The sequence below is a fragment of the Qipengyuania intermedia genome, assembly GCF_019711615.1.
GTDB classification, from domain to species: domain Bacteria; phylum Pseudomonadota; class Alphaproteobacteria; order Sphingomonadales; family Sphingomonadaceae; genus Qipengyuania; species Qipengyuania intermedia.
Map to the genome: position 1 here is coordinate 813,241 of NZ_JAIGNS010000001.1, position 20,154 is coordinate 833,394.

At 61.9% G+C, this 20,154-nt stretch carries 20 protein-coding genes; 17 read left to right on the forward strand and 3 right to left on the reverse strand.

What is annotated here, in order from left to right; all coding sequences use genetic code 11:
• Window positions 1-186: 186 nt before the first annotated feature.
• From K3179_RS03975 to K3179_RS04040, 14 genes are all read left to right on the forward strand, one after another.
• On the forward strand, window positions 187-366 hold the full coding sequence (locus K3179_RS03975; protein WP_221562567.1) for a Flp family type IVb pilin: 180 nt from the start codon (window positions 187-189) through the stop codon (window positions 364-366).
• A 71-nt stretch (window positions 367-437) separates the two neighbouring features.
• A complete protein-coding gene (gene cpaB, locus K3179_RS03980; protein WP_221562568.1) occupies window positions 438-1,361 on the forward strand; it encodes a Flp pilus assembly protein CpaB in 924 nt (307 codons plus the stop codon).
• Entirely contained in the window at window positions 1,351-2,820 is a 1,470-nt protein-coding gene (locus K3179_RS03985; RefSeq protein ID WP_345721990.1) for a type II and III secretion system protein family protein, read from the forward strand. Before cpaB ends, K3179_RS03985 begins: the two co-directional genes overlap by 11 nt.
• Window positions 2,804-3,085, forward strand: coding sequence for a hypothetical protein (locus K3179_RS03990; protein WP_221562570.1), 282 nt, complete (start codon window positions 2,804-2,806; stop codon window positions 3,083-3,085). The genes K3179_RS03985 and K3179_RS03990 overlap by 17 nt, the downstream gene beginning before the upstream one ends.
• Before the next feature lie 15 nt (window positions 3,086-3,100).
• Window positions 3,101-4,675 carry a TadE/TadG family type IV pilus assembly protein gene (locus tag K3179_RS03995; RefSeq protein ID WP_221562571.1) on the forward strand — a complete coding sequence of 525 codons (1,575 nt, stop codon included), beginning with the start codon at window positions 3,101-3,103 and terminating at the stop codon, window positions 4,673-4,675.
• Window positions 4,672-5,196 carry a TadE/TadG family type IV pilus assembly protein gene (locus K3179_RS04000; protein WP_221562572.1) on the forward strand — a complete coding sequence of 175 codons (525 nt, stop codon included), beginning with the start codon at window positions 4,672-4,674 and terminating at the stop codon, window positions 5,194-5,196. Before K3179_RS03995 ends, K3179_RS04000 begins: the two co-directional genes overlap by 4 nt.
• The gene (locus K3179_RS04005) at window positions 5,193-5,792 is read left to right on the forward strand and encodes a TadE/TadG family type IV pilus assembly protein (protein ID WP_221562573.1); all 600 of its coding nucleotides are present in this window, start codon (window positions 5,193-5,195) and stop codon (window positions 5,790-5,792) included. Before K3179_RS04000 ends, K3179_RS04005 begins: the two co-directional genes overlap by 4 nt.
• Window positions 5,793-5,799: 7 nt before the next feature.
• Window positions 5,800-6,981 (forward strand): CpaE/TadZ family protein, encoded by a 1,182-nt coding sequence (locus K3179_RS04010; protein WP_221562574.1) that lies wholly within the window; start codon window positions 5,800-5,802, stop codon window positions 6,979-6,981.
• A 1-nt stretch (window position 6,982) separates the two neighbouring features.
• Window positions 6,983-8,377 carry a TadA family conjugal transfer-associated ATPase gene (locus tag K3179_RS04015; protein ID WP_221562575.1) on the forward strand — a complete coding sequence of 465 codons (1,395 nt, stop codon included), beginning with the start codon at window positions 6,983-6,985 and terminating at the stop codon, window positions 8,375-8,377.
• Window positions 8,377-9,378 (forward strand): type II secretion system F family protein, encoded by a 1,002-nt coding sequence (locus tag K3179_RS04020; protein ID WP_221562576.1) that lies wholly within the window; start codon window positions 8,377-8,379, stop codon window positions 9,376-9,378. Before K3179_RS04015 ends, K3179_RS04020 begins: the two co-directional genes overlap by 1 nt.
• A gap of 1 nt (window position 9,379) precedes the next feature.
• Entirely contained in the window at window positions 9,380-10,354 is a 975-nt protein-coding gene (locus tag K3179_RS04025; RefSeq protein WP_221562577.1) for a type II secretion system F family protein, read from the forward strand.
• Between the two features lies 1 nt (window position 10,355).
• Window positions 10,356-11,183 (forward strand): hypothetical protein, encoded by an 828-nt coding sequence (locus K3179_RS04030; protein WP_221562578.1) that lies wholly within the window; start codon window positions 10,356-10,358, stop codon window positions 11,181-11,183.
• 9 nt (window positions 11,184-11,192) lie between these two features.
• Window positions 11,193-11,657 (forward strand): A24 family peptidase, encoded by a 465-nt coding sequence (locus K3179_RS04035; protein WP_221562579.1) that lies wholly within the window; start codon window positions 11,193-11,195, stop codon window positions 11,655-11,657.
• Window positions 11,658-11,923: 266 nt separating this feature from the next.
• Window positions 11,924-12,310 (forward strand): hypothetical protein, encoded by a 387-nt coding sequence (locus K3179_RS04040; protein ID WP_221562580.1) that lies wholly within the window; start codon window positions 11,924-11,926, stop codon window positions 12,308-12,310.
• 6 nt (window positions 12,311-12,316) lie between these two features.
• Here the strand turns inward: K3179_RS04040 and K3179_RS04045 are convergent, their stop codons facing one another.
• Window positions 12,317-13,126 carry a PilZ domain-containing protein gene (locus K3179_RS04045; RefSeq protein WP_247712792.1) on the reverse strand — a complete coding sequence of 270 codons (810 nt, stop codon included), beginning with the start codon at window positions 13,124-13,126 and terminating at the stop codon, window positions 12,317-12,319.
• Window positions 13,127-13,160: 34 nt separating this feature from the next.
• Between K3179_RS04045 and K3179_RS04050 the strand changes: the two genes are divergently transcribed.
• The 3 genes from K3179_RS04050 (at window position 13,161) to groL (ending at window position 16,755) form a co-directional block, all read left to right on the forward strand.
• Window positions 13,161-14,576 (forward strand): MATE family efflux transporter, encoded by a 1,416-nt coding sequence (locus tag K3179_RS04050; protein WP_221562582.1) that lies wholly within the window; start codon window positions 13,161-13,163, stop codon window positions 14,574-14,576.
• 188 nt (window positions 14,577-14,764) lie between these two features.
• Window positions 14,765-15,052, forward strand: coding sequence for a co-chaperone GroES (gene groES, locus K3179_RS04055; RefSeq protein WP_090477425.1), 288 nt, complete (start codon window positions 14,765-14,767; stop codon window positions 15,050-15,052).
• Window positions 15,053-15,105: 53 nt separating this feature from the next.
• Window positions 15,106-16,755 (forward strand): chaperonin GroEL, encoded by a 1,650-nt coding sequence (gene groL / locus K3179_RS04060; protein ID WP_221562583.1) that lies wholly within the window; start codon window positions 15,106-15,108, stop codon window positions 16,753-16,755.
• A gap of 102 nt (window positions 16,756-16,857) precedes the next feature.
• Here the strand turns inward: groL and K3179_RS04065 are convergent, their stop codons facing one another.
• Both K3179_RS04065 and K3179_RS04070 read right to left on the reverse strand, forming a co-directional pair.
• Entirely contained in the window at window positions 16,858-17,883 is a 1,026-nt protein-coding gene (locus K3179_RS04065; protein WP_221562584.1) for an endonuclease/exonuclease/phosphatase family protein, read from the reverse strand.
• Window positions 17,884-17,961: 78 nt separating this feature from the next.
• Window positions 17,962-20,154, reverse strand: coding sequence for a DUF305 domain-containing protein (locus K3179_RS04070; protein WP_221562585.1), 2,193 nt, complete (start codon window positions 20,152-20,154; stop codon window positions 17,962-17,964).

The window sequence follows — 20,154 nt, forward strand, 5'->3', positions numbered from 1 at the left end:
TGTGCTCCGAGGGAGCCAGCGTGAAACGAACCGGTGCATCCGGTTACACAACAAAAACAGGTCGCGCCGGTTCCACAACGTTACCCCCCTCGGGCGGGCCATTCCGGAAATAGATGCCGGAGGTCCTGTGTATGAAATGACAGATCGTCTCTCCTGGCGGATGTCTTCAAGACTTGGGGTAATACTATGTTCAAGAACTACATCACTGAAGAAGCCGGTGCATCGGCAGCTGAATACGCTCTGATCCTCGCCATCGTCGGCGCTGTGATCGCCACGGCAACCATCGCGCTTCGCGGCGAAATCGTCACCGCGATCAACAACGCGAAGACGAACGTTGCTGACGCGAACGCTCAGAACACTGTCTAAGCAAAAATTAAGGTCCCGCCGGCATCATCGGCGGGACCTTTTCTCGTTTTTCACTCGGGGGGGTAAAGATCATGCGTGGCAGGAATCTGCTCATTGCCGGTATCGCCGTATTCCTCGGCCTCTTGGCCGTGTACCTGGCGAATGCCTATTTTACCGGAATGGAAGAACGGCAGGAAGCGATTGCCGAAGAGCAACAGCTCGCCCGCATCGTGGTCGCCACCCAGCCCATGAGCTTCGGCCAGCCGTTGACCGATACCACGGTCCGGCTTGCAAACTGGCCTGCGGACGCGGTTCCGGAAGGCGCCTTCACCTCTCTCGAACAAGCCATGATGGGCGGACGCGTCGCGCTTCGCCCGATCGTGCCCGGCGAGCCTATCCTCGCCTCCAAGGTCAGCGGCGACAATGGCCGCGCCACCCTGGCATCCAACCTTCCCGAAGACATGCGCGCAGTCTCCATCCCTGTTAACGCGGTTGCCGGCGTCGGCGGCTTCGTCCGCCCGGGCGACGTGGTCGACGTGATGCTGACCCGACAGATCCCCGGTGAGGGAACGCAGCAGCAGGACAAGATGACCACGGTCGTGCTCGAGAATGTCCTCGTCCTCGGCATGGACCAGGTGGCGGATGAAAACGCCACGGAGCCGGTCGTGACCAATACGGCCACCCTGCAGGTCGACATGTTCGGCGCGCAGAAGCTGGCCCTCGCCCGGGAAATCGGCAATCTCAGCCTGGCGCTGCGCAATGTCGAAAACCAGGAAGTCGGCGCGACCGAAACGGTCGTCGCGAACGATCTGGGCGGCGGCGGACGTTACATCAACCGCAGCACCACCGCCCCGGCACCCATGCTGGCGGCTCCTTCCTATTCCCCGCCGGTTCGCGGCGCTACTTCTGGGCCCCGACAGGCAAGTGCACCGGCCCGCCCGCGCGGCCCGACCATGAGCGTGGTGCGCGGCACCAATGCTGAAACCTATTCCGTGGAGACGCTCCGTGGCAATTAAGCATACAGCCCTTTCGGCTCTCGCCTTCGCAACGGCCCTGGGAGCGGCCACCGTTCCCCACGCGGCCACCGCCCAGTCTGGCTATGCCAGCGAATCCATGCATGCCGGCACCGTGGAAATCCCGGTCAACAAGAGCCAGGTCGTAACGGCCGATGTGCCGATCGACCGCGCCATGATCGGCAATGACTCGATTGCGGACATCCTGCCGGTTTCGGACCGTTCGGTTTACGTGCTGGGCAAGGAAATCGGCACAACGTCGCTGACGCTTTACGATCGTTCGAACCGCGTCATCGCAGTCATGGACATCGCCGTCGGCCCCGACGTGCTGAGCCTGCGCGAACAGATGGCCGATCTCATGCCCGGCGAAGGTGTCGATGCCCGTATGACCGGCGATTCGATCCTCCTGTCCGGAACCGTCAGCGATGTCGGCGTGGCCGACCGCGCAGTCCAGCTGGCCGCAGCCTATGCGGGCGAAGACAAGGTCGTGAACCTCATGACGCTCGGCGGAAGCCAGCAGGTCATGCTCGAAGTCCGCTTCGCGGAAGTTTCGCGCAGCATCGGCAAGGATCTGGGCGTCCGCACGTTCTTCGGCGCCAACAGGGTATCCGGCGCCACGGGCCCCGGCTCGCAGCTGACGCCGGGCGATGGGACCAGCAATTTCGGCAATGGCGACCTTGGCGTCGGTGACGTGACCAACGCGTTCGGTGTCATCACCCGCAGCTTTACCGACATTCTCGGACTGGATGTCGATGTCGCCCTCGACGCGCTGGAAGAAAAAGGCCTCGCCAAGACGCTTGCAGAGCCGACGCTAGTTGCTTTGTCGGGCCAGCAGGCGTCGTTCCTCGCCGGTGGCGAATTCCCGGTCCCGGTCGTCCAGAGCGGCGGCGTTGGCGGCGGTGGCCAGGCCGGTATCACGGTCGAATTCAAATCTTTCGGCGTCGGCCTGGGTTTCACCCCGACCGTCCTGTCGAACAAGGTCATCAACCTGATCGTCGAACCGGAAGTCAGTTCGATCGACCAGAGCGCGTCGATCACGCTCAACGGCATCCGCATTCCGGGTCTCCAGACGAGGCGCGCCAGTACGGTGCTCGAACTGCGCGATGGCGAAAGTTTCGCAATCGCCGGTCTGCTGCAGCGCGACTTCCAGACGACCGTCAACCAGGTTCCCCTGCTGGGTTCGATCCCGCTGATCGGCACGCTGTTCCGTTCGACCAGCTTCCAGAAGGGCGAGACCGAGCTGCTGATCATCGTGACGCCGCGCCTCGTGGCGCCGATCCGGCCCGAACAGGTCCAGCTTCCGACGGACCGCGTGAAGGACCCGATCCAGGCCGATGTGCTGCTGAATGGCAATGCGCACCGGACTAATGATCTGCCGCCCATAGCCGGCGACACCCCGGCCAACACGCAGCAGGGTACAGAAACCAATGCGCAGGAGGCAGCCGATGGCTACGAATACTAAGGCTCTTCGCTCAGCGCTGCTGACCGCCGGCGTGATTGCCACGGCAGGCTGCGCCACCGGTAGCGGAAACGATTTCATGGCCGATACCAGCTGGGGCGATGCCAATCGCCGCACCATGGCCGCCCAGGTCATCGATCCCAATCCCGTTTACGACACCGCGATCCCGCCGACGAGCGCCCAGAACGCCGTTTCCGCGATCGATCGCTATTACGACGATGCGGTCAAGGAGCCCGATGAGGTCTCCACGACCGAATCGCCGGATTAAGCCGGGTATGTTCGAATGGTTAGCGCAAGAAACCTCCTGAACAGGTTCCGTAGGGAAGAGCGCGGTGCAGTCGCCGCGACCTATGCGCTAGCCATCATCCCGCTCGTCGCCATGGCGGGAGTGGGGATGGATTACGCCCGCCTCATGGGCATGGATTCCGAACTGCAGAACGGCGCCGACCAGGCTGCCCTCGCCGCAGCCACGCAGCTCGACGGGAAAACAGGTGCCTGCAGCCGCGCAGCCACCGCAGCGGTGTCCCTGGTGTCGAACCTCTCCCTCCTTGCCAGCGGAAACAGCGCGGTCACGGTTCCCTCGGAAACTACGTGCGATGCCATGGGGCAGGTCCGCTTCTATCGCGACAAGGCAAAGACCCAGGCAGCGAACAGCGACGCCACCGCGCGGTATGTGGAAGTCGACGTCAACGCCAAGACGGTCGACTACGCCCTCCTTCCGGTCACCGGACTGCTGCCGGGTGCCGATCTGGATGCAACCGCCTTTGCCGGATTGGGATCGGCCATCTGCCGCGTTCCTCCCCTGATGATGTGCAGCCCCGACCCCACAAGGCCGTTCAATGCCGCCAGCAAGAAGGGCATGGGCGTCCGGATGACGGGCCAGGGCGGCAACAGCTGGGCACCGGGCGATTTCGGTTTCCTTGAAGTGGGACAGGGACAGCTTTCCCAGCTGGTCGACGCGCTTGCCCTCGATACCGGCAGTCTCAAATGCGCACCGATCGATGGAGGCACCGATCCGGAAACCGGCAATGCGCAGGTCCTTTTCGCGGCAATCAACACCCGCTTCGACATCGGCGACGGCAACGGCGGCCAGCTTTCGGTCTGCAACACCGGTAGTTGCCCTCCTGCCCGCAATACGGTCAAGGACCTCGTGAAGCCGGATGCCTCGCTCGGCAACAATGCCTGCCGCCAGCACGGCAGTGGCTGGCAATTGCCCCCGGTCGGCCGGCGTTTCCGCCCCGGCCCCGGAAACGGAACCGAAGCGCTAACGACCCTTTTCGATGCCGACGGAGTGATCGATGCGATCGGTGCTACTCGCGACCTGTGTCACTACAACAGCTACAATCCGCTCAAGGCCGACGGCACAAGGTTTTCATGCAGCGACTACAATGGCGGGCTGAGCGAGAAATTCGGTGACGGACGCTGGGCGATTTCCGATTACTTCAGGATAAACCACCCGGGTGTCTCGCCGCCCAACATCAACATGACCCGCTACGAGGTCTATTTGTGGGAGCTGGCGAACAACAACATGCCGTACAATGCGGCAGCTGGTGTCAACCGGCAGTTCGGACGCCCACTCTGCCTTCCGGGAACCTCTACAATCGATCGCCGCGTACTGACCATTGCGGTAGTGAAAAATTGCGACGCGATCAGGGGTGGGTCCACCGCCGTCGAAGTCGACGAATGGGTGGACATGTTCCTGGTCGAGCCGATCGTGGACGACCCCACAGAAATAGCCAACGGACGCGTTCGTGACGGCGTCTACATGGAAGTCATCAGGGAAGCGGCCGTCGGTGGCGGCGCGGGCAATCCTACGCCCCAGGCCATCCGCAAAGACGTGCCCTATCTGATCGAATGAACTGTCGCCGCGCCTTCCTGCCCTCCCAGAGCGGTGCCGCAGCTTCGGAGATGGCCCTCATGCTGCCTCTGCTCCTGGCGATCATGTTCGGCGGGTTCGAGGCCGGTCACTACTTCTATACCGAGCACAAGATCATCAAGGCAGTGCGCGAAGGTGCACGATATGCCGGTCGCCTCGGCTTTACCGGCGCGGGCTATGCCTGCCAGACGGCGGGCGGGCCCACCACCTGGACGGCTGCCGGAAATCCTTCGCTGTCGAATACGCGGGCCGTTACGGTATACGGCACTACCAACACGAGCGGCAGCCCCCGTATCAAGAACTGGGCCCTGACCGACGTCACCGTCGAATACCAATGCAACTCCGCCTTCACCGGCGGCATTTACAGCGCCCAGGTTTCGGGCGGCCCCGTGGTAAGGGTAACGGGCACCGCCAGCTATCCCTCGCTGTTCAACCAGCTCGGCTTCATCGATGGCTCCGCCCAAGTGACTGCGAGCGCCCAAGCACCGGTGAACGGCATATGAGCGTCCTCGCCAAATATGTCCGCGACGATCACGGAGCAGCGGCAGCCGAATTCGCGCTGATCGTGCCGGTCATGCTCGTGTTCCTGCTCGGCATTCTCGATGTCGGCTTCTACGCCTGGCAGATAAACCGGGCGGAGAAGGCGACCCAAATGGGCGCACGCTACGCGGTGGTCACCGAAATGGTGCCCAATGGGCTGGAGACCTACAGCTTCGTCCTCGACGGCAGTACCGTACAGGGGGCTGCGGTTTCCCAAACCGCATTCCCGGGCGTGGCCTGCACATCGACGGCTTGCACGTGCAAGGCCGCGTGTTCCTTCACACCGGGCTTCGACGGCACGGCCTTCAACAATATCGCAAACCGAATGCGCTTGTTCAAAAGCGAAATAACAAACGCCAACGTAAGGATTGATTACGATTGGTCAGGGCTCGGATACGCGGGCGATCCAAACGGTCCGGAGGTCGCGCCCATCGTGACCGTACGGCTCGTTTCCATGCAGCATCGCCCACTTCTTTCCTTCCTTCTCGGAACTGTCGATCTTCCCGATTTTGCCTACTCGCTGACGGCTGAAGACAGTTCGGGCAATGTCTCGAATTGAGAGCGCCATGACCGATTTTTCTGACACCTACGAAACGGACAACGGAATGACCCTTCCAGAAGGCGTGCACGTGTTCGCGCGTAAAGAGGCGCTGGGCAATGTCGCCATCCTTGAAGATTCGGTCACCTTGCACCGAATGGGCACGGCGGAGGAATTCCCGGCCGCGGCGGTAGACCAGGCTGCAATCGCAGTTGTGGAAATCGATTCCGAAGATCCTGCTTCGCTTGCCCGACTCGAACGGCTTCGCGCGAAGCGTCCCGGCCTTCCGGTGATAGCCGGGCTGCAGGATGCGCCGGTGAGAACCGTACGCTCCCTGCTGCGAAAAGGCGTTTCCGACGTGCTGGAACTGCCCTTCTCCAGTGAAGAACTGATCGCTGCGATCGTGGACGTGGCGCGCGATGCGAAACCCACCCAGCCCGCGATACCAACCAAGCTCGCACCGGTCGTCGCAGTGCTCGGCGCCGCAGGCGGCGTCGGCGCAAGCACTGTTGCCACCCAGCTCGCGACAATGATGAGTTCGCGCCTGGGCGAAGGAGCCCGCACCGCCCTGATCGATCTTTCGCTGCAGAGCGGCGATGCCGGCGCCTATCTCGACAAAAGCCCGCGCATGACCATCAGTCACCTGTTCGAGGCGATCGACAAGATCGATGATGAACTGATGCGCTCGGTTGCAGTCGATTGCGGCGATGACCTCGATCTGTTCGCGGCGCCCGACGACATCGATCCGATCGAAAGCGCGTCTGCGGATGCAATCGCCCGTATGCTCCGCGAGACCCGCAAGCGCTATAGTGCGGTTGTTCTCGACATGCCCTCGACGCTGCCCAACTGGGCGATGCCGATCCTGTTGTCAGCAGACGAAGTTGTGGTCGTGGGCGTAGGACGGATTTCCGCTCTACGCCACGTGAAACGCAAACTGTCGCTGCTCCAGATGCTGGGCCGTGACCGCGAGAACATCTCGGTCGTACTCAACCGTCTCTCGGGAGGTCTCTTCAAACGCTCCGACGTGACGCAGATGGAAGAACTCCTCGGCTACGACGTGGTGCAGACGCTCGAAGAAGATTCGCAGCTTGTCGAGGAGGCCCAGTTGCAGGGCGTCAGCGTAACAGCGCTGCAGAAGCGCGCGCGCCTCTCTCGCCAGATCGCCGACCTGGCCACTTCGATCAGTGCGAAGATCGGGAAGGAATACTGACATGTGGAAGACCAAACTCGACGAGACGTCGCACGAGACGCCGGTCACGCAGCAGAACGACGCCGACCTGATCTCGGCCGAAGACGAAGAGCGCATCCTTTTCGGCAAGAAGGACGAGCATACCGAGAAGATGCTCAAGCTGAAGCTGTCGATCCATCACAGCCTGCTCGACCGTCTCAACCTGGCTATGCTGGAGCAGACGCCGACGGAACAGATCAAGGCCCAGATTTCCAGCATCCTCCCCGAATTGCTCGCCGATTTCGATGAGCCCCTCAACCGCGAGGAGCGCGAGAAACTCGTCCAGGAACTGGTCGACGAACTCATGGGCCTCGGCCCACTCGAGCCTCTGCTTGCCGACGAGACGATTACCGATATCCTGGTCAATGGCCCGGAGACGGTCTTCGTTGAAAAACGCGGCATGCTTCAGCCGGTGCCGACCAGGTTCCAGGACGAAAAACACCTGATGCGCGTGATCCAGAAGATCGTCAGCGCGGTGGGCCGCCGGGTGGATGAAAGCTCGCCCTTCGTGGACGCCCGCCTCGCCGACGGCTCGCGTGTGAACGCCATTGTCGCTCCGCTGGCACTCGACGGTTCGCTGGTATCCATTCGTAAATTCGCCAAGAGCCCGATCAGCATTGCAAAGATGATCGATCTGGGCAGTGTTCCCGAACAGATGGCTCCTGTATTCGAGGCGATCGTGAAATCGCGTCGCAACGTCCTGATCTCCGGCGGTACTGGTTCGGGTAAGACGACGCTGCTCAATGCCATGTCCTCCTACATCGACGAGGCGGAGCGCATCGTCACCATCGAGGACTCGGCCGAACTCCAGCTGCAGCAGGCGCACGTCGCCCGCCTCGAGACGCGCCCGGCGAACATCGAGGGCAAGGGCGAGGTAACCCAGCGCGATCTCGTCAAGAACGCCCTGCGTATGCGCCCCGACCGCATCATCGTGGGCGAGGTCCGCGCCGGCGAAGCTTTCGACATGTTGCAGGCTATGAACACGGGCCACGACGGATCCATGACCACGGTCCACGCCAATACGCCGCGCGATGCGTTGAGCCGCGTCGAGCAGATGATCGGCATGAGCGGCATCGACATCACTTCCAAGAGTGCCCGAGCCCAGATCGCATCGGCCATCAATGTCGTCGTCCAGGTCGGACGACTTTCCGACGGCCGACGCAAGATCAAGAGCCTCTCGGAAATTACCGGGATGGAAGGGGAAACGATCACCATGCAGGAGATCTTCCGCTTCCGCATGACGGGGCGCGCCGACGACGGTTCTGTCCTCGGCCACTTCGAGGCCACCGGCATCCGGCCCAAATTCCTCGACGAAGCGGAATCGCACGGCATGCATCTTTCGCCCGAATTGTTCCGTCCGGACATGAAGCTGGGCTGATGACAACCGAGATCATCCGCATCGTCTTCCTGCTCGCGATTTTCGCGGCGGCCTTCCTGCTTTTCCAGACGGTCGGCAGGACCATAGCAGCGCGCCGTGCCCATACGGTGGCTGCCAACCGTCGCATGTCGCTAATCCAGAAGGGTACGACGCGCGAAGATCTATACGGCGAACTGCTGAAGAACCGGCCACGCGAGCACGAGGCCCTGCCGCCGCTTCTGCGCCGCATGGCGATCGGCTTCGAGCACATGATCTATACCTCCGGTATCACCTGGAGCATTTCGCAGGTCCTGATCGCCATGGCCGTAGGCATCGGCCTGCTCTTCATCATCGCCCTGGGCATTGCAGTCGGGGCTGGTGCGGAAATCGGCTTCGGCGCAGTGCAGCTGTGCCTTCTCTTCGCCATCGCTGCGGGCGCCGGCATCCCCTATTTCATCATCAAGCAAGTCGCGAACAGTCGGCGCAAGACAATGGAAAAGCAGTTCCCCGTGGCACTGGACATTTTCGTTCGAGCGCTGCGGTCCGGCCATCCGGTCGCTTCGGCAATCGAGTTGCTGACGCAGGAGATGGATGACCCGATCGGCTCGGAATTCGGGCTCGTCAGCGACGAGATCACCTATGGTGCCGACTTGACCACAGCCCTGGATTCAATGGCAGACCGCTGGAAGCTGGAAGACATGCGCATGTTCGTGGTCTCGCTGTCGGTCCAAAGCGAAACCGGGGGCAATCTGGCGGAAATCCTCGAAAATCTCGCCGGCGTCATCCGCGACCGCGCAGCGATGTACATGAAAGTCCGCGCGCTGAGCTCCGAAGGTCGAATGACGGGCTGGATGCTGAGTATCCTGCCGATCTTCGCATTCGTGACCACCTTCCTCGGCGCGCCGGAATTCTATCTCGACGTGGCGGACGACCCGATCTTCATCTTCGGATCGATCTTCCTTGTCCTCCTGTATTTCGTCGGTGTCTTCACCATTCGCAAGCTTATCGATCTGAAGGTGTGACATGCTAGAACTCGCCGCCACCAGCCTTGTCGTACGCCTTCTGGTCCTTGCGCTGATCTTTGCCATCGTGACCGGGGTTATCCTGATCGTGGTCAATGGCGTCGAAGCCCGCCGCAGGATGAGCCAGCAGATCGCGCGGCTCGATGCCCATGCCGCGTCGAACGAAAAAACAAATCTCGTACGTTCGGATTCCGATAGCCGCTGGGCAAAGATTGCCGACAGTATCGAACGCACCGGCCTGAGCCTGACCGACCCGAAGAACCACAAGCTCGAAAAGCAGCTCAAGATGGCGGGCTATTCAAGCTCTAGTGCACCGCGCATTTATACGATGGTGCGGATCGGCATGGTATTCCTGCTACCCGGCATCTTCCTGCTGCTCGTCTCGTTCAGCACCGAGCCGCCGGGCCTGCTTTCGATCTACCTGTATTGTTCGATCCTCGCGGCTCTGGGCCTCTACATTCCCAACCTTTTCATCCGCGCAAAGGCCGATCGGCGCAAGTCGGAGATCATCAACGGTTTTCCCGACGCGCTCGACCTCGTTCTGGTGTGCGTGGAGGCCGGCCTTGGCCTTGAATCCGCGATCGACCGGGTCGGCCGGGAAATGACACGGTCGCACCCGCTCATCGCGCACCTGATGATCGAAACCGTCCTGATGACCCGCGCCGGTGCATCGCGTGAAACCGCGCTGCGCCAACTGGCGGATTCCTCGGGCGTCGATGAAATCCGCTCGTTCGCGACGCTGCTTATCCAGTCGGACAAGCTTGGCACGAGCATCGCGAATACCTTGCGCGTCTACGCCAACGAGATGCGCGAAGCGCGCCGGATGAGAGCCGAGGAAAAGGCCCACCGCATTCCCGTGCTGATTTCCATTCCGCTTGTCGCTTGCATGTTGCCGACGATGATCGGCGTGCTGGTCCTGCCGGCCGTCATCATGTTCGTACGCGATATCGGTCCCGCTATGTCTGGAGGAGGATAAGATGAAGAAAGTTCCTGCAACACTCGCCGCGCTGGCGGTAGTCATGCCGCTGTCCGGCTGCCAGAGCTTCATCAATGCCTTCAATTTCGGCGACCATACTCGATCCACCCAGCCATTGTTCGGCCAGGCGGATCTGGAAGAGGGCCGCAGGCTTCTTGCCGATGGCCAGTATGGCAATGCCATCCCTGCTCTGCAGCGCGCAGCATTGAACCGCCAGACTGCGCCCGATGCTGCCAATGCACTCGGTGTCGCCTACGCCCGAATCGGTCGCGGCGACCTGGCAGAGCGCTATTTCCGTGCCGCGGTAACACTCGCTCCGCAGGAGGCGAAGTTCGCCGCGAATCTCGAGCGGTTCTACGCCAGCGACCTCGCGCAGGACATGCGCACGCTGCACGCCCAACGCGAGGAAGCGCGCAAGGCCTACAACGACTTCGCCAAATCCGAAGCTGCCATTGCCGAAGAACCGGTCAACGAACAGCGCCTCGTCACGAGTGGCGGCGAACAGCGCAAGATCACGCTGGAACGCGGCATGGCGACCGCTCGCATCGCGCTGGACGGCGCACAGCCTCGGAAGGCCCGCGTGAGGGTCCGCACTGCGGAAGCCGCCGAAACACCGGTGACGCAGGCCCCTGCCGTGAGGGTGCGGGTCAGCGGCCAGCCGGTCCGCCCGCGCGTTTCAACGCGTCCGACGGAGGTCCGGATACAGTCCTCCTCAAATTACCCGATGCGCGTGAGAATCGGGGATAGGAAAAACGAGCGCGACGCTCCCAGCGGCTATCCCATGCGGGTAAGCCTGCGGACACCGAATGCAGGCGACAACAGGGAATAACGAACAGCAATGGCCCTCGCGACCATCTCGTTCGGCGTTCTCGCCGCGCTTTCGTCTGTCGGTGCAATCACCGACATCGTGTGGCGCAAGCTGCCGAACATTCTCTCATTGCTCCTGGCCCTGACCGGTCTCGGCCTGGCACTTGCCATGGGCGGCTGGGCGGCGCTGGGCTGGCATGCCCTGCACGTGGTCGTTGCCTTCGTGATCGGCTATTGCATGTTCGTCTGGAATATATTCGGTGCGGGCGACGGCAAGTTCTACGCGGGGTCCGCAGCGTTTTTCCCCATTATGGACGCGCCTGCCCTGGCGCTGGCCATAGTCCTGTCAGGGGGCGTTCTCGCCCTTTTCTGGTTCACTCTCAAACGCTTCATCAAGGGGATGAAGCGCCGCAAGGATGACTTTGCAAAATTGCCCTACGGTGTCGCAATCGCGGTAGGTACTGTCGGATACGCCGCCCTGACCCTGCCGGCTTGAGCATGGGTTCGGGCGTGACGATAATCGAACCGAGGAGGGCAAGGCAAAAAGCCACCCTCCTCGGCGTCGTCGCGGCATTCGCGCTGGCCGGGTTGGCCGTTGTCGGCGCGAACTCCAAAGAAAGCCGACCGGAGGGAGAGTTCGGCGTTTTTCGGGTCGCCCTTCAAGCGAGCCAGACAAAGACGAAGCTTCCACCGATTGAACCATTGGTCCGCGAAGAGATCGGGCAGATCATTCCACCCGCCACCTCTCAATCGGAAGCGGAGATGCCAGACCCGATCGCACAGCCCTTGGCGCGAGAGGAGAAGGTGGCCGCAGGAGGGGGTGGAGATATCCTGAAGCTGTCCTACCGCCTTGAACCTGCATTCGACGCCGGGCCGGACGGCGTCGAGGTCCTAAAGCGGCTGGTCCGCGACGGAGCGGGCGAAACGGATTTGCCGATCTACCTGATGGGCGGAACGCGCGTCGAGATCGAGCGTGACAAGCTTGCCAGCGCACTTGCGGAACTCAAGCTCGACCGGCAGGTGGCCAACTTGCCCGATAAGCCCCGCCTTACTCTCGAAAACGTGCGAAGTTCGGGCGTCGATCTGAGCTATGACGCCATTCGGGATCGTCTCGTTCTAAAGGCCGCACCCGAGGAGGCCCGGCCTTAGCCGCCCCTAATCTTCTTCACCCCAATCGATCCGCACATCGACGCGGCTCTCGTCCACTCCTGCCGCATCGGCGATCCGGCGCCGGGCATCGCGGACAATGTCCGCCAGCGATCCCGATTCCAGCGCTTCGTTCTCGCGCACCGCAGGTGCGCCATAGACGAGTTCCAGCTCCGAAATTCCGAGTTCGACGGCGAGCCGCTGCATGGTGGTGTGGCGCGGTCGGACACGATCGCTTTCCCACTTCCACAAGGTCGGTTTGCTGACACCCGCCAACCCAGCGAGCGCTCGCATCGACAAACCCCGGTTCTTTCGCAGGCGCTTGATCCGTGAGCCCAGAGTTTCATTGTCGACGCCGTGTGTCTCATCGGTCTGGCCTGATGCGAGATTGGCCGCCTCGACTTCCTCATCTGTCAGCTGGTTAGCAAAACTGCATCCATAAAGCTGGTCGTCGAACCAGACGACCTTCGCGACCACCGGACCCACTTTCGGGAGGACCACTTCGAGCGGGTCGTCGAGCGACAGCTTCGCGCTTGTCTTGACCAGCATGCCACTTGGCGAAAGATTCAACACTTCCGCATCGAACGCACGCCCCGCCTGTCCAACCCCGGTATGAAGGCGCAGGACCAGTCGATTGGAACGACGCCGCGGGTCTTCGCTCCTCGCGGTGAATTCTGTAATTTCTGCTTCCTCGGCCAATCTAGTATTCTCGAAAAGTTCGTCTGTTTCACGGCACCGGTCCGTGATCGGCCCAGAGCCACCAGTGTGGCAAAGCGGTGCCAGTTTGTCACCGCGTAATCGAGCATGACCGACGGCCATTGGTTCGGACCTGCTCTTATCTTAACACGCGGCGATGCAGGATGCACAGCACGATAGGCCCGCGTCTTCGGAGGTCGATGGCTGGCGCCGCGAATTTCGCGCAACGCTGAGGCTTGGCTGGCCTTTAGCGGCAGCGAACCTGCTCCAGATGCTGACCTATGCCGTCGACGTGATTTTCATCGCCCGGCTTGGCGAGGCTCAGTTGGCAGCTTCCGCACTGGCGATTGCACTGTTCGGGCTCGTTCTTTGGGCGTTGTCGGGCCTCACCGGTGCCGTGGCGCCGGTTGCCGCAGCCGAACTGGGAGCCCGTGCACCGGCGCTCAGGCCGGTCAGGCGAAGCGTGCGCATGGCAATGTGGCTGGCGGTCTTTGCCGGAGCGATAGGGATGGGATTGTGCCTCGCGCTCGGTCCGATCATGCGGATGACGGGCCAGGAGGCCGGGATCATCGACCTCGCGATCGAATACAACACGATCCTCGTGCTCTCTCTGATCCCCATGCTGTTCAACAATGTCCTGCGCAGCTTTGTATCGACGCTGGACCGCCCCATTCTCGCAACAGCGATCACCGCCGGCGGCATCTTCGTCAACGCGCTGGCGAATTATGCATTCATATTCGGCAACCTCGGCGCGCCCGAGCTTGGCCTTCGCGGAGCGGCGGTCGCGACTATCATCACGACGATCACGACGCTGGCAGCATACATCCTCGTCATCCGCCTGGATCCGCGCCTTCACCGTTACCGTGTACTTGGTCGCTGGTGGTCGCCGGACTGGCCGCGCTTCATCCATATCGCACGGGTCGGAGCGCCGATCGCGCTGACAATCACCGCAGAGGCCGGGATATTCGGAGCAGCCGCATTTCTGATGGGCAACATCGGCGCAAGCCAGCTTGCCGCCCATACGGTGGCGCTCCAGATCGCCGCCCTCGCCTTCCAGGTGCCGTTTGGAATAGGGCAGGCTGCAACGATCCGGGTCGGCTACTTTTATGGCGCGCGCGATCCGGAAGGAATCAGGCGGGCGGGCTGGATGGCCATCGGCGTCGGAACCGGGTTCATGGCGATTACTGCACTGGCGATGATCGTGATCCCCAAACCCCTGATCGCGATCTATGTCGATCCTTGGGATCCGAAGAACGCGGTGCTGGTCGGCTTCGCGCTCAAATACATCGTCATCGCGGCCGCTTTCCAACTGTTCGACGGCATGCAGGCCGTGGCAGCCGGAGCCTTGCGCGGTCTGCAGGACACGCGGGTTCCGATGTGGATCGCAGCGTTCTCCTATTGGGTACCCGGTATCGGCACCGCCCTGGTGCTCGGCTTCTACACTCCGCTGGAAGGCATCGGAGTGTGGATCGGCCTCGCAACTGGCCTCACTTTCGCAGCGGTCCTGCTGGGCTGGCGATGGCATCGTCGGGACCGGCTGGGCCTGACCGGCCTTGCACGCTCACTCGACTAGGTTCAGCGCTTCAGCCACAATTTCGCACGGCCCGGGTTGGCCTTGCCTCCTTGCACTCCAACCGAGCGAAAAAATCGGCATCGGAAGCTGTTGACTCGGCTTGGCAGCATCCCCATTTGCGCCCCGCTGGCACTCTCGACGTGGGAGTGCCAATTCAGGTATTCACTCTCAGTAGAAAGGTCATCACCATGGCATTTCGTCCGTTGCACGACCGAGTTCTCGTGCGCCGCATCGAAGCAGAAGAAAAGACCGCCGGCGGGATCATCATTCCCGACAGCGCCAAGGAAAAGCCGAGCGAAGGCGAAGTCGTCGCCGTGGGCAACGGCTCCAAGGCGGAAGACGGCACCGTGACCCCGCTCGACGTGAAGGCGGGTGACCGCGTTCTCTTCGGCAAGTGGTCCGGCACCGAGGTCAAGCTCGACGGCGAAGACCTGCTGATCATGAAGGAAAGCGACATCATGGGAATCATCGGCTGATCGCCGACCCCACCGCTTTCTAACGACACCCAAGTATTCCAGGAGAAACACCAATGGCAGCCAAGGACGTAAAGTTCGGCCGTGACGCGCGCGAAGGCATCCTGCGCGGCGTCGACACCCTCGCCAACGCCGTGAAGGTCACGCTGGGCCCCAAGGGCCGCAACGTCGTGATCGACAAGAGCTTCGGCGCACCCCGCATCACCAAGGACGGCGTCTCCGTCGCCAAGGAAATCGAACTGAAAGACAAGTTCGAGAACATGGGCGCGCAGATGATCAAGGAAGTCGCATCGAAGGCGAACGACGCCGCCGGTGACGGCACCACCACCGCAACCGTTCTAGCCCAGTCGATCGTGACCGAAGGCATGAAGTCGGTCGCAGCGGGCATGAACCCGATGGACCTCAAGCGCGGCATCGACCTCGCGGTCACCAAGGTTGTCGAAGACCTCGCCGGCCGTTCGAAGGAAGTGTCGGGCAGCGAAGAAATCGCCCAGGTCGGCATCATCTCGGCCAATGGCGACCGTGAAGTCGGCGAAAAGATCGCCGAAGCCATGGAAAAGGTCGGCAAGGAGGGCGTGATCACCGTCGACGAGAGCAAGGGTCTCGAATTCGAGCTCGAAACCGTCGAAGGCATGCAGTTCGACCGCGGCTACCTGTCGCCCTACTTCATCACCAACCCGGAAAAGATGACGGTCGAACTCGAAAACCCGTACATCCTGATCCACGAAAAGAAGCTGTCGAACCTTCAGGCGATGCTTCCGGTTCTGGAAGCGGCTGTCCAGTCGGGCCGTCCGCTCCTGATCATCGCGGAAGACATCGAAGGCGAAGCGCTGGCCACCCTCGTGGTCAACAAGCTGCGCGGCGGCCTCAAGGTTGCAGCGGTCAAAGCTCCGGGCTTCGGCGATCGTCGCAAGGCGATGCTGCAGGACATCTCGATCCTGACCAAGGGCGAAATGATCAGCGAAGACCTCGGCATCAAGCTCGAGAACGTCACGCTCGGCATGCTCGGTGAAGCCAAGCGCGTCACCATCGACAAGGACAACACGACCATCGTCGACGGTGCCGGTTCGGAAGACGACATCAAGGCCCGCGTTTCGGAAATCCGCACGCAGATCGAGAACACCTCGTCGGATTACGACCGTGAAAAGCTGCAGGAACGTCTCGCGAAGCTTGCTGGCGGTGTGGCCGTCATCAAGGTCGGCGGTGCTACCGAAGTCGAAGTGAAGGAACGCAAGGACCGCGTCGACGACGCGCTGCACGCAACCCGCGCAGCCGTTGAAGAAGGCATCGTCCCGGGCGGCGGTACTGCCCTGCTCTACGCGACGAAGGCTCTCGACGGTCTCGAAGGCGCCAATGACGACCAGACCCGCGGCATCGACATCATCCGTCGTGCGCTGCAGGCTCCGGTTCGCCAGATCGCGACCAATGCCGGTCATGACGGTGCGGTTGTCGCAGGCAAGCTGACCGACGCCAACGACACCTCGCTCGGCTTCAACGCTGCGACCGACACATACGAAAACCTCGTGGCTGCCGGCGTGATCGACCCGACCAAGGTCGTGCGCACCGCGTTGCAGGACGCAGCTTCGGTTGCCGGCCTGCTGATCACCACGGAAGCTGCCATCGTCGACCAGCCGGAAGACAAGAGCGGCGCGCCCGGAATGCCCGACATGGGCGGTATGGGCGGCATGGGCGGCATGGGCTTCTAAGCCCAGCCGACCAGCCGACAGGCTAAGAAGAGGCCCGGCGGGAGCGATCCTGCCGGGCCTTTTCTATTGTTCGTGACTTGGACCGTACAGACCTGCGGAGTATCAGCTCTCGGCGGCCTCGGCAGCAGCGGCTCCCTCGATATCTGCATCGGGCGAGTTGGGATCGACGCAGACCTTGGCGATCAGCGGCAAGTGGTCCGAGCCCACATCCTCTCCGATCTCCAGTTCTTCGACTTTCACGCCATTCTTCACGAAGATCTGGTCCAGCGGCCAGCCGATGAAGGGGTAATCGGCCGGAAATGTCGGGAAGCTGCCGCGACCCGCACGCGGGTCGAAATAGTCCCCCTCGCGGGCGAAGCGCGATGTCGTATCCGACCACGGCACGTCGTTGAAGTCGCCGATAGCCAGCACGTTTTCCAGCTCGTCCGGGGTCTTCGCACCCGCCTTGGCGATATTCGCATCGCGCGTTGCGGTCGATTCACCCGGCAGCGGCGGACGCGGATGCAGACCGATCAGCTCGAAACGCGCGCCGTCGCCCATGCGAAGCGTCGCATAGAGCGTGGGCGTGTTGGAACTGGTGTTCGCCACCATGTCAGCCCGATCGGTCCGCAACCTCGTGGCGAATGCCATCCCGTATTTATTCTCAAGCGGCATATCCAGGCGATAGGAGTAGCGTGACAGCTGCGGGGCAAGCTGCTCGACCCACTTCTCGTTCGTTTCCATCAGCAGGAGGATGTCGGGGTCGATGCTATCGATCAGCCGCGCCGTGCGGTCATACTGATCGTTCGATTGCAGCACATTAAAAGCGAGCACACGGGCACAGCTCATCCCGTCTACTTCATCCGGCAGGGCGACCTGCGGCGAGGCCAAAGCCGTGTAGGGCCATAGCCGCCACAGGTTGATGCCGATGGTCACGAAAGCCAGCGCCAATGCCGTAATCCATCGCGGCTTGGCAAAGAAGATTGCCGCAACGCCGAAGATTCCGGCAAGGATCATCATCGGCTCGCGCAGGAAGTCGAGCATGCGGACAGCGCCGCGGTTGGTATCGTAAAGCGACACTAGCGACAGGATCAGGAAAAGCGCGAGAAATGCGAGAATCGCTTTCCCGGCAAGGCTCAGATTTTTCAACGGTATTCCCCCACAGCCTTGAAAATGGCTCGGGGTTTATACCTCGGCGATCCGTGATTGTTCCGCTTGGAGGGGTAATCAGCCCCCCTTGCGGCTCTCCTCTACCGCCCGGACCACTTCGTCGGGCCATGTCACCTGCGTCTGGGTTTGCGGGTTGAAGAGTCCGCCTTCGAATTGCGCCGCTTCCGCCGCCGCGATTTCCTCTGCGGTGAGGAATTCGCTCGGCTCGAGCGCGAAGATGTCGAGTCCGCGCGTGATCTCGGTCGCGTAGATTCGTCCGTTATACCAATACGCCGACCAGTAACCGCCGGTGACCAGTTGGTCTTCATCGATCGGACCACGGTCGAAATATGCGATTTCGAACGGATTTGCAGCATCGGTGAAATCGATCACCGAAATGCCGCCTTGGTACCAGGCCTGCACGAAGATATCGCGGCCCGGGACCGGAATGATCGAGCCATTGTGCGCGACGCAGTTTTCCTTGTCGCTTTGCGGCGCGGGCAGCTTGTACGTGCCGCGATATTCGAGCTTTCCGTCCTCGAGCGCATAGAAAGCGTTGGCACCCCAGTCCATCGGATCGCCCGCCTGGCAGCGCGGACGACCGCCCCCGCCCCACTCGTCGGTGAAGAGGACCGTGGAGCCGTCGTTGCTGAAAGTGGCGGAGTGCCAATAGGCAAAGCCCTTGTCGGTCACGTCGGCAATCCGGACCGGTTTGCGCGGGTCGGAAATGTCCATGATGATGCCATTGCCCGAACAGGCACCGGCGGCGAGGTTCTTGGCCGGGAAAACCGTGATGTCGTGACATTGGTTCGTGACATTGGTGTCCTGCGTGCCTTCGCCGTGATTGCCACCACGCCACAGGCCGGCGATCTGCCCGTCGGTCGCAAAAACACGCGGGCTATCGACGATCCGCGCAGCGGCCGGATTGGCGACCGGGATCTCGATTACGTCGATGCTGAAAAGGGCGGTTTCGTCGCCTGCGGTATCGAAGCAGCCGGCCAGCTCCTCGTCATCGCGGACATAAGACGTCCCCGAATTGTAGAGCACGATCGTCTCGTCATCGGCGGAGACGATGGAATGGGTGTGGCTCCCGCGACAGGTCTGGACGAGACCGACCTGCCGGGGCCGCGTAATGTCCGAAATGTCAAAGATGCGGATACCGCGGAAACGGTCTTCGCTGACCTTTCCATCAACGCCCTGCAGGCCGCAATCGACGCGCGCGCGGCTGTCCTGGACGCTCATGACCAGAAGGTCGCCGACGATGGAGACGTCGCCCTGACCGCCCGGGCAAACCGTTGAACTAACCAGCTGCGGAACGCCATCATCGCCTAGGCGGTAGGCGTTGAAGCCGTGATAGCTGCCCGCCACCAACAGATCGCCCGAAAAGGCCATGTCGGTATTGGCGAAGTCCAGCAGCGACCCGCGCTTGCCGAACTGCGGCTTGTCCTCTTCCTCGTCGTCGTCCTTCTTGGCATCGCTCTCTTCTTCGTCCTTTTCGATCAGCGGCTGCAATTGCGCCGGATTTTTGGGATCGAAGAAGCCTGCCGGCTTGGGCTGGGCCGCAACGAGGCGCAGGCCGGAGATCGCTTCGCCCGCATCACGCAGGCCGGCGGTCAGCGTCGCTCTCGGATCGCTGGACAGCTGGGCGAGCAACGCGTTCATACGGTCGATCTCGGCCTGCTGGTCGCTGACCACGTCATTGGTGAACTCGAACATCACCGGCTCGTAGGCACTGCCGGGCGCTTCGTGCAGGGTCTTGACCATTGTGAGTGCACCCTTGTGATGCTCGATCATCAGGCGCAGGAATTGGCGGTCGAAATCCGTTCCGCTCGATGCTGTCAATTCGGCAAGTTGGGCAGGCGTTGCCATGCCCTTCATGATCGAATGGCCTGCGTGGCCCGCATGCATGGAATGGTCCATCGCAATCGCTTCGCCGCGCGCTTCCAGCCACTCGGTCATGAACGCGATTTCGTCCTTCTGGGTGGCGAGAATCCCTGCCGCAATTTTGCTCACCGCATCGTTGCTGGTGCGATCACCGGCCAGTTCGGCCATCTGCACCGCCTGACGGTGGTGGGTAATCATGCCCTGCATGAAAGCGACGTCGCCCGGGGAATAGGAAGTGTCGGCAAGGGCAATCGCCTCTTCCCGGTCGATCACGCGCGGAGCCTCGCCCGGCGCTCCCGGCAGGACGATCGGCACTTCCTGCGCCAGCGCTGCGTGCGAAGTCGTGAGCAGCATGCCTGCAGCAAGAGTGCGAAGTGTCGTGTTCAT

Bases quoted from the DNA above. Each gene is read 5' to 3' on its own strand.
- K3179_RS03975 (WP_221562567.1), top strand. From the start codon at position 187: ATGTTCAAGAACTACATCACTGAAGAAGCCGGTGCATCGGCAGCTGAA.
- cpaB (WP_221562568.1), top strand. From the start codon at position 438: ATGCGTGGCAGGAATCTGCTCATTGCCGGTATCGCCGTATTCCTCGGC.
- K3179_RS03990 (WP_221562570.1), top strand. From the start codon at position 2,804: ATGGCTACGAATACTAAGGCTCTTCGCTCAGCGCTGCTGACCGCCGGC.
- K3179_RS03995 (WP_221562571.1), top strand. From the start codon at position 3,101: ATGGTTAGCGCAAGAAACCTCCTGAACAGGTTCCGTAGGGAAGAGCGC.
- K3179_RS04000 (WP_221562572.1), top strand. From the start codon at position 4,672: ATGAACTGTCGCCGCGCCTTCCTGCCCTCCCAGAGCGGTGCCGCAGCT.
- K3179_RS04005 (WP_221562573.1), top strand. From the start codon at position 5,193: ATGAGCGTCCTCGCCAAATATGTCCGCGACGATCACGGAGCAGCGGCA.
- K3179_RS04010 (WP_221562574.1), top strand. From the start codon at position 5,800: ATGACCGATTTTTCTGACACCTACGAAACGGACAACGGAATGACCCTT.
- K3179_RS04015 (WP_221562575.1), top strand. From the start codon at position 6,983: ATGTGGAAGACCAAACTCGACGAGACGTCGCACGAGACGCCGGTCACG.
- K3179_RS04020 (WP_221562576.1), top strand. From the start codon at position 8,377: ATGACAACCGAGATCATCCGCATCGTCTTCCTGCTCGCGATTTTCGCG.
- K3179_RS04025 (WP_221562577.1), top strand. From the start codon at position 9,380: ATGCTAGAACTCGCCGCCACCAGCCTTGTCGTACGCCTTCTGGTCCTT.
- K3179_RS04030 (WP_221562578.1), top strand. From the start codon at position 10,356: ATGAAGAAAGTTCCTGCAACACTCGCCGCGCTGGCGGTAGTCATGCCG.
- K3179_RS04035 (WP_221562579.1), top strand. From the start codon at position 11,193: ATGGCCCTCGCGACCATCTCGTTCGGCGTTCTCGCCGCGCTTTCGTCT.
- K3179_RS04040 (WP_221562580.1), top strand. From the start codon at position 11,924: ATGCCAGACCCGATCGCACAGCCCTTGGCGCGAGAGGAGAAGGTGGCC.
- K3179_RS04045 (WP_247712792.1), bottom strand. From the start codon at position 13,126: ATGGCCGTCGGTCATGCTCGATTACGCGGTGACAAACTGGCACCGCTT.
- K3179_RS04050 (WP_221562582.1), top strand. From the start codon at position 13,161: ATGCAGGATGCACAGCACGATAGGCCCGCGTCTTCGGAGGTCGATGGC.
- groES (WP_090477425.1), top strand. From the start codon at position 14,765: ATGGCATTTCGTCCGTTGCACGACCGAGTTCTCGTGCGCCGCATCGAA.
- groL (WP_221562583.1), top strand. From the start codon at position 15,106: ATGGCAGCCAAGGACGTAAAGTTCGGCCGTGACGCGCGCGAAGGCATC.
- K3179_RS04070 (WP_221562585.1), bottom strand. From the start codon at position 20,154: ATGAACACGACACTTCGCACTCTTGCTGCAGGCATGCTGCTCACGACT.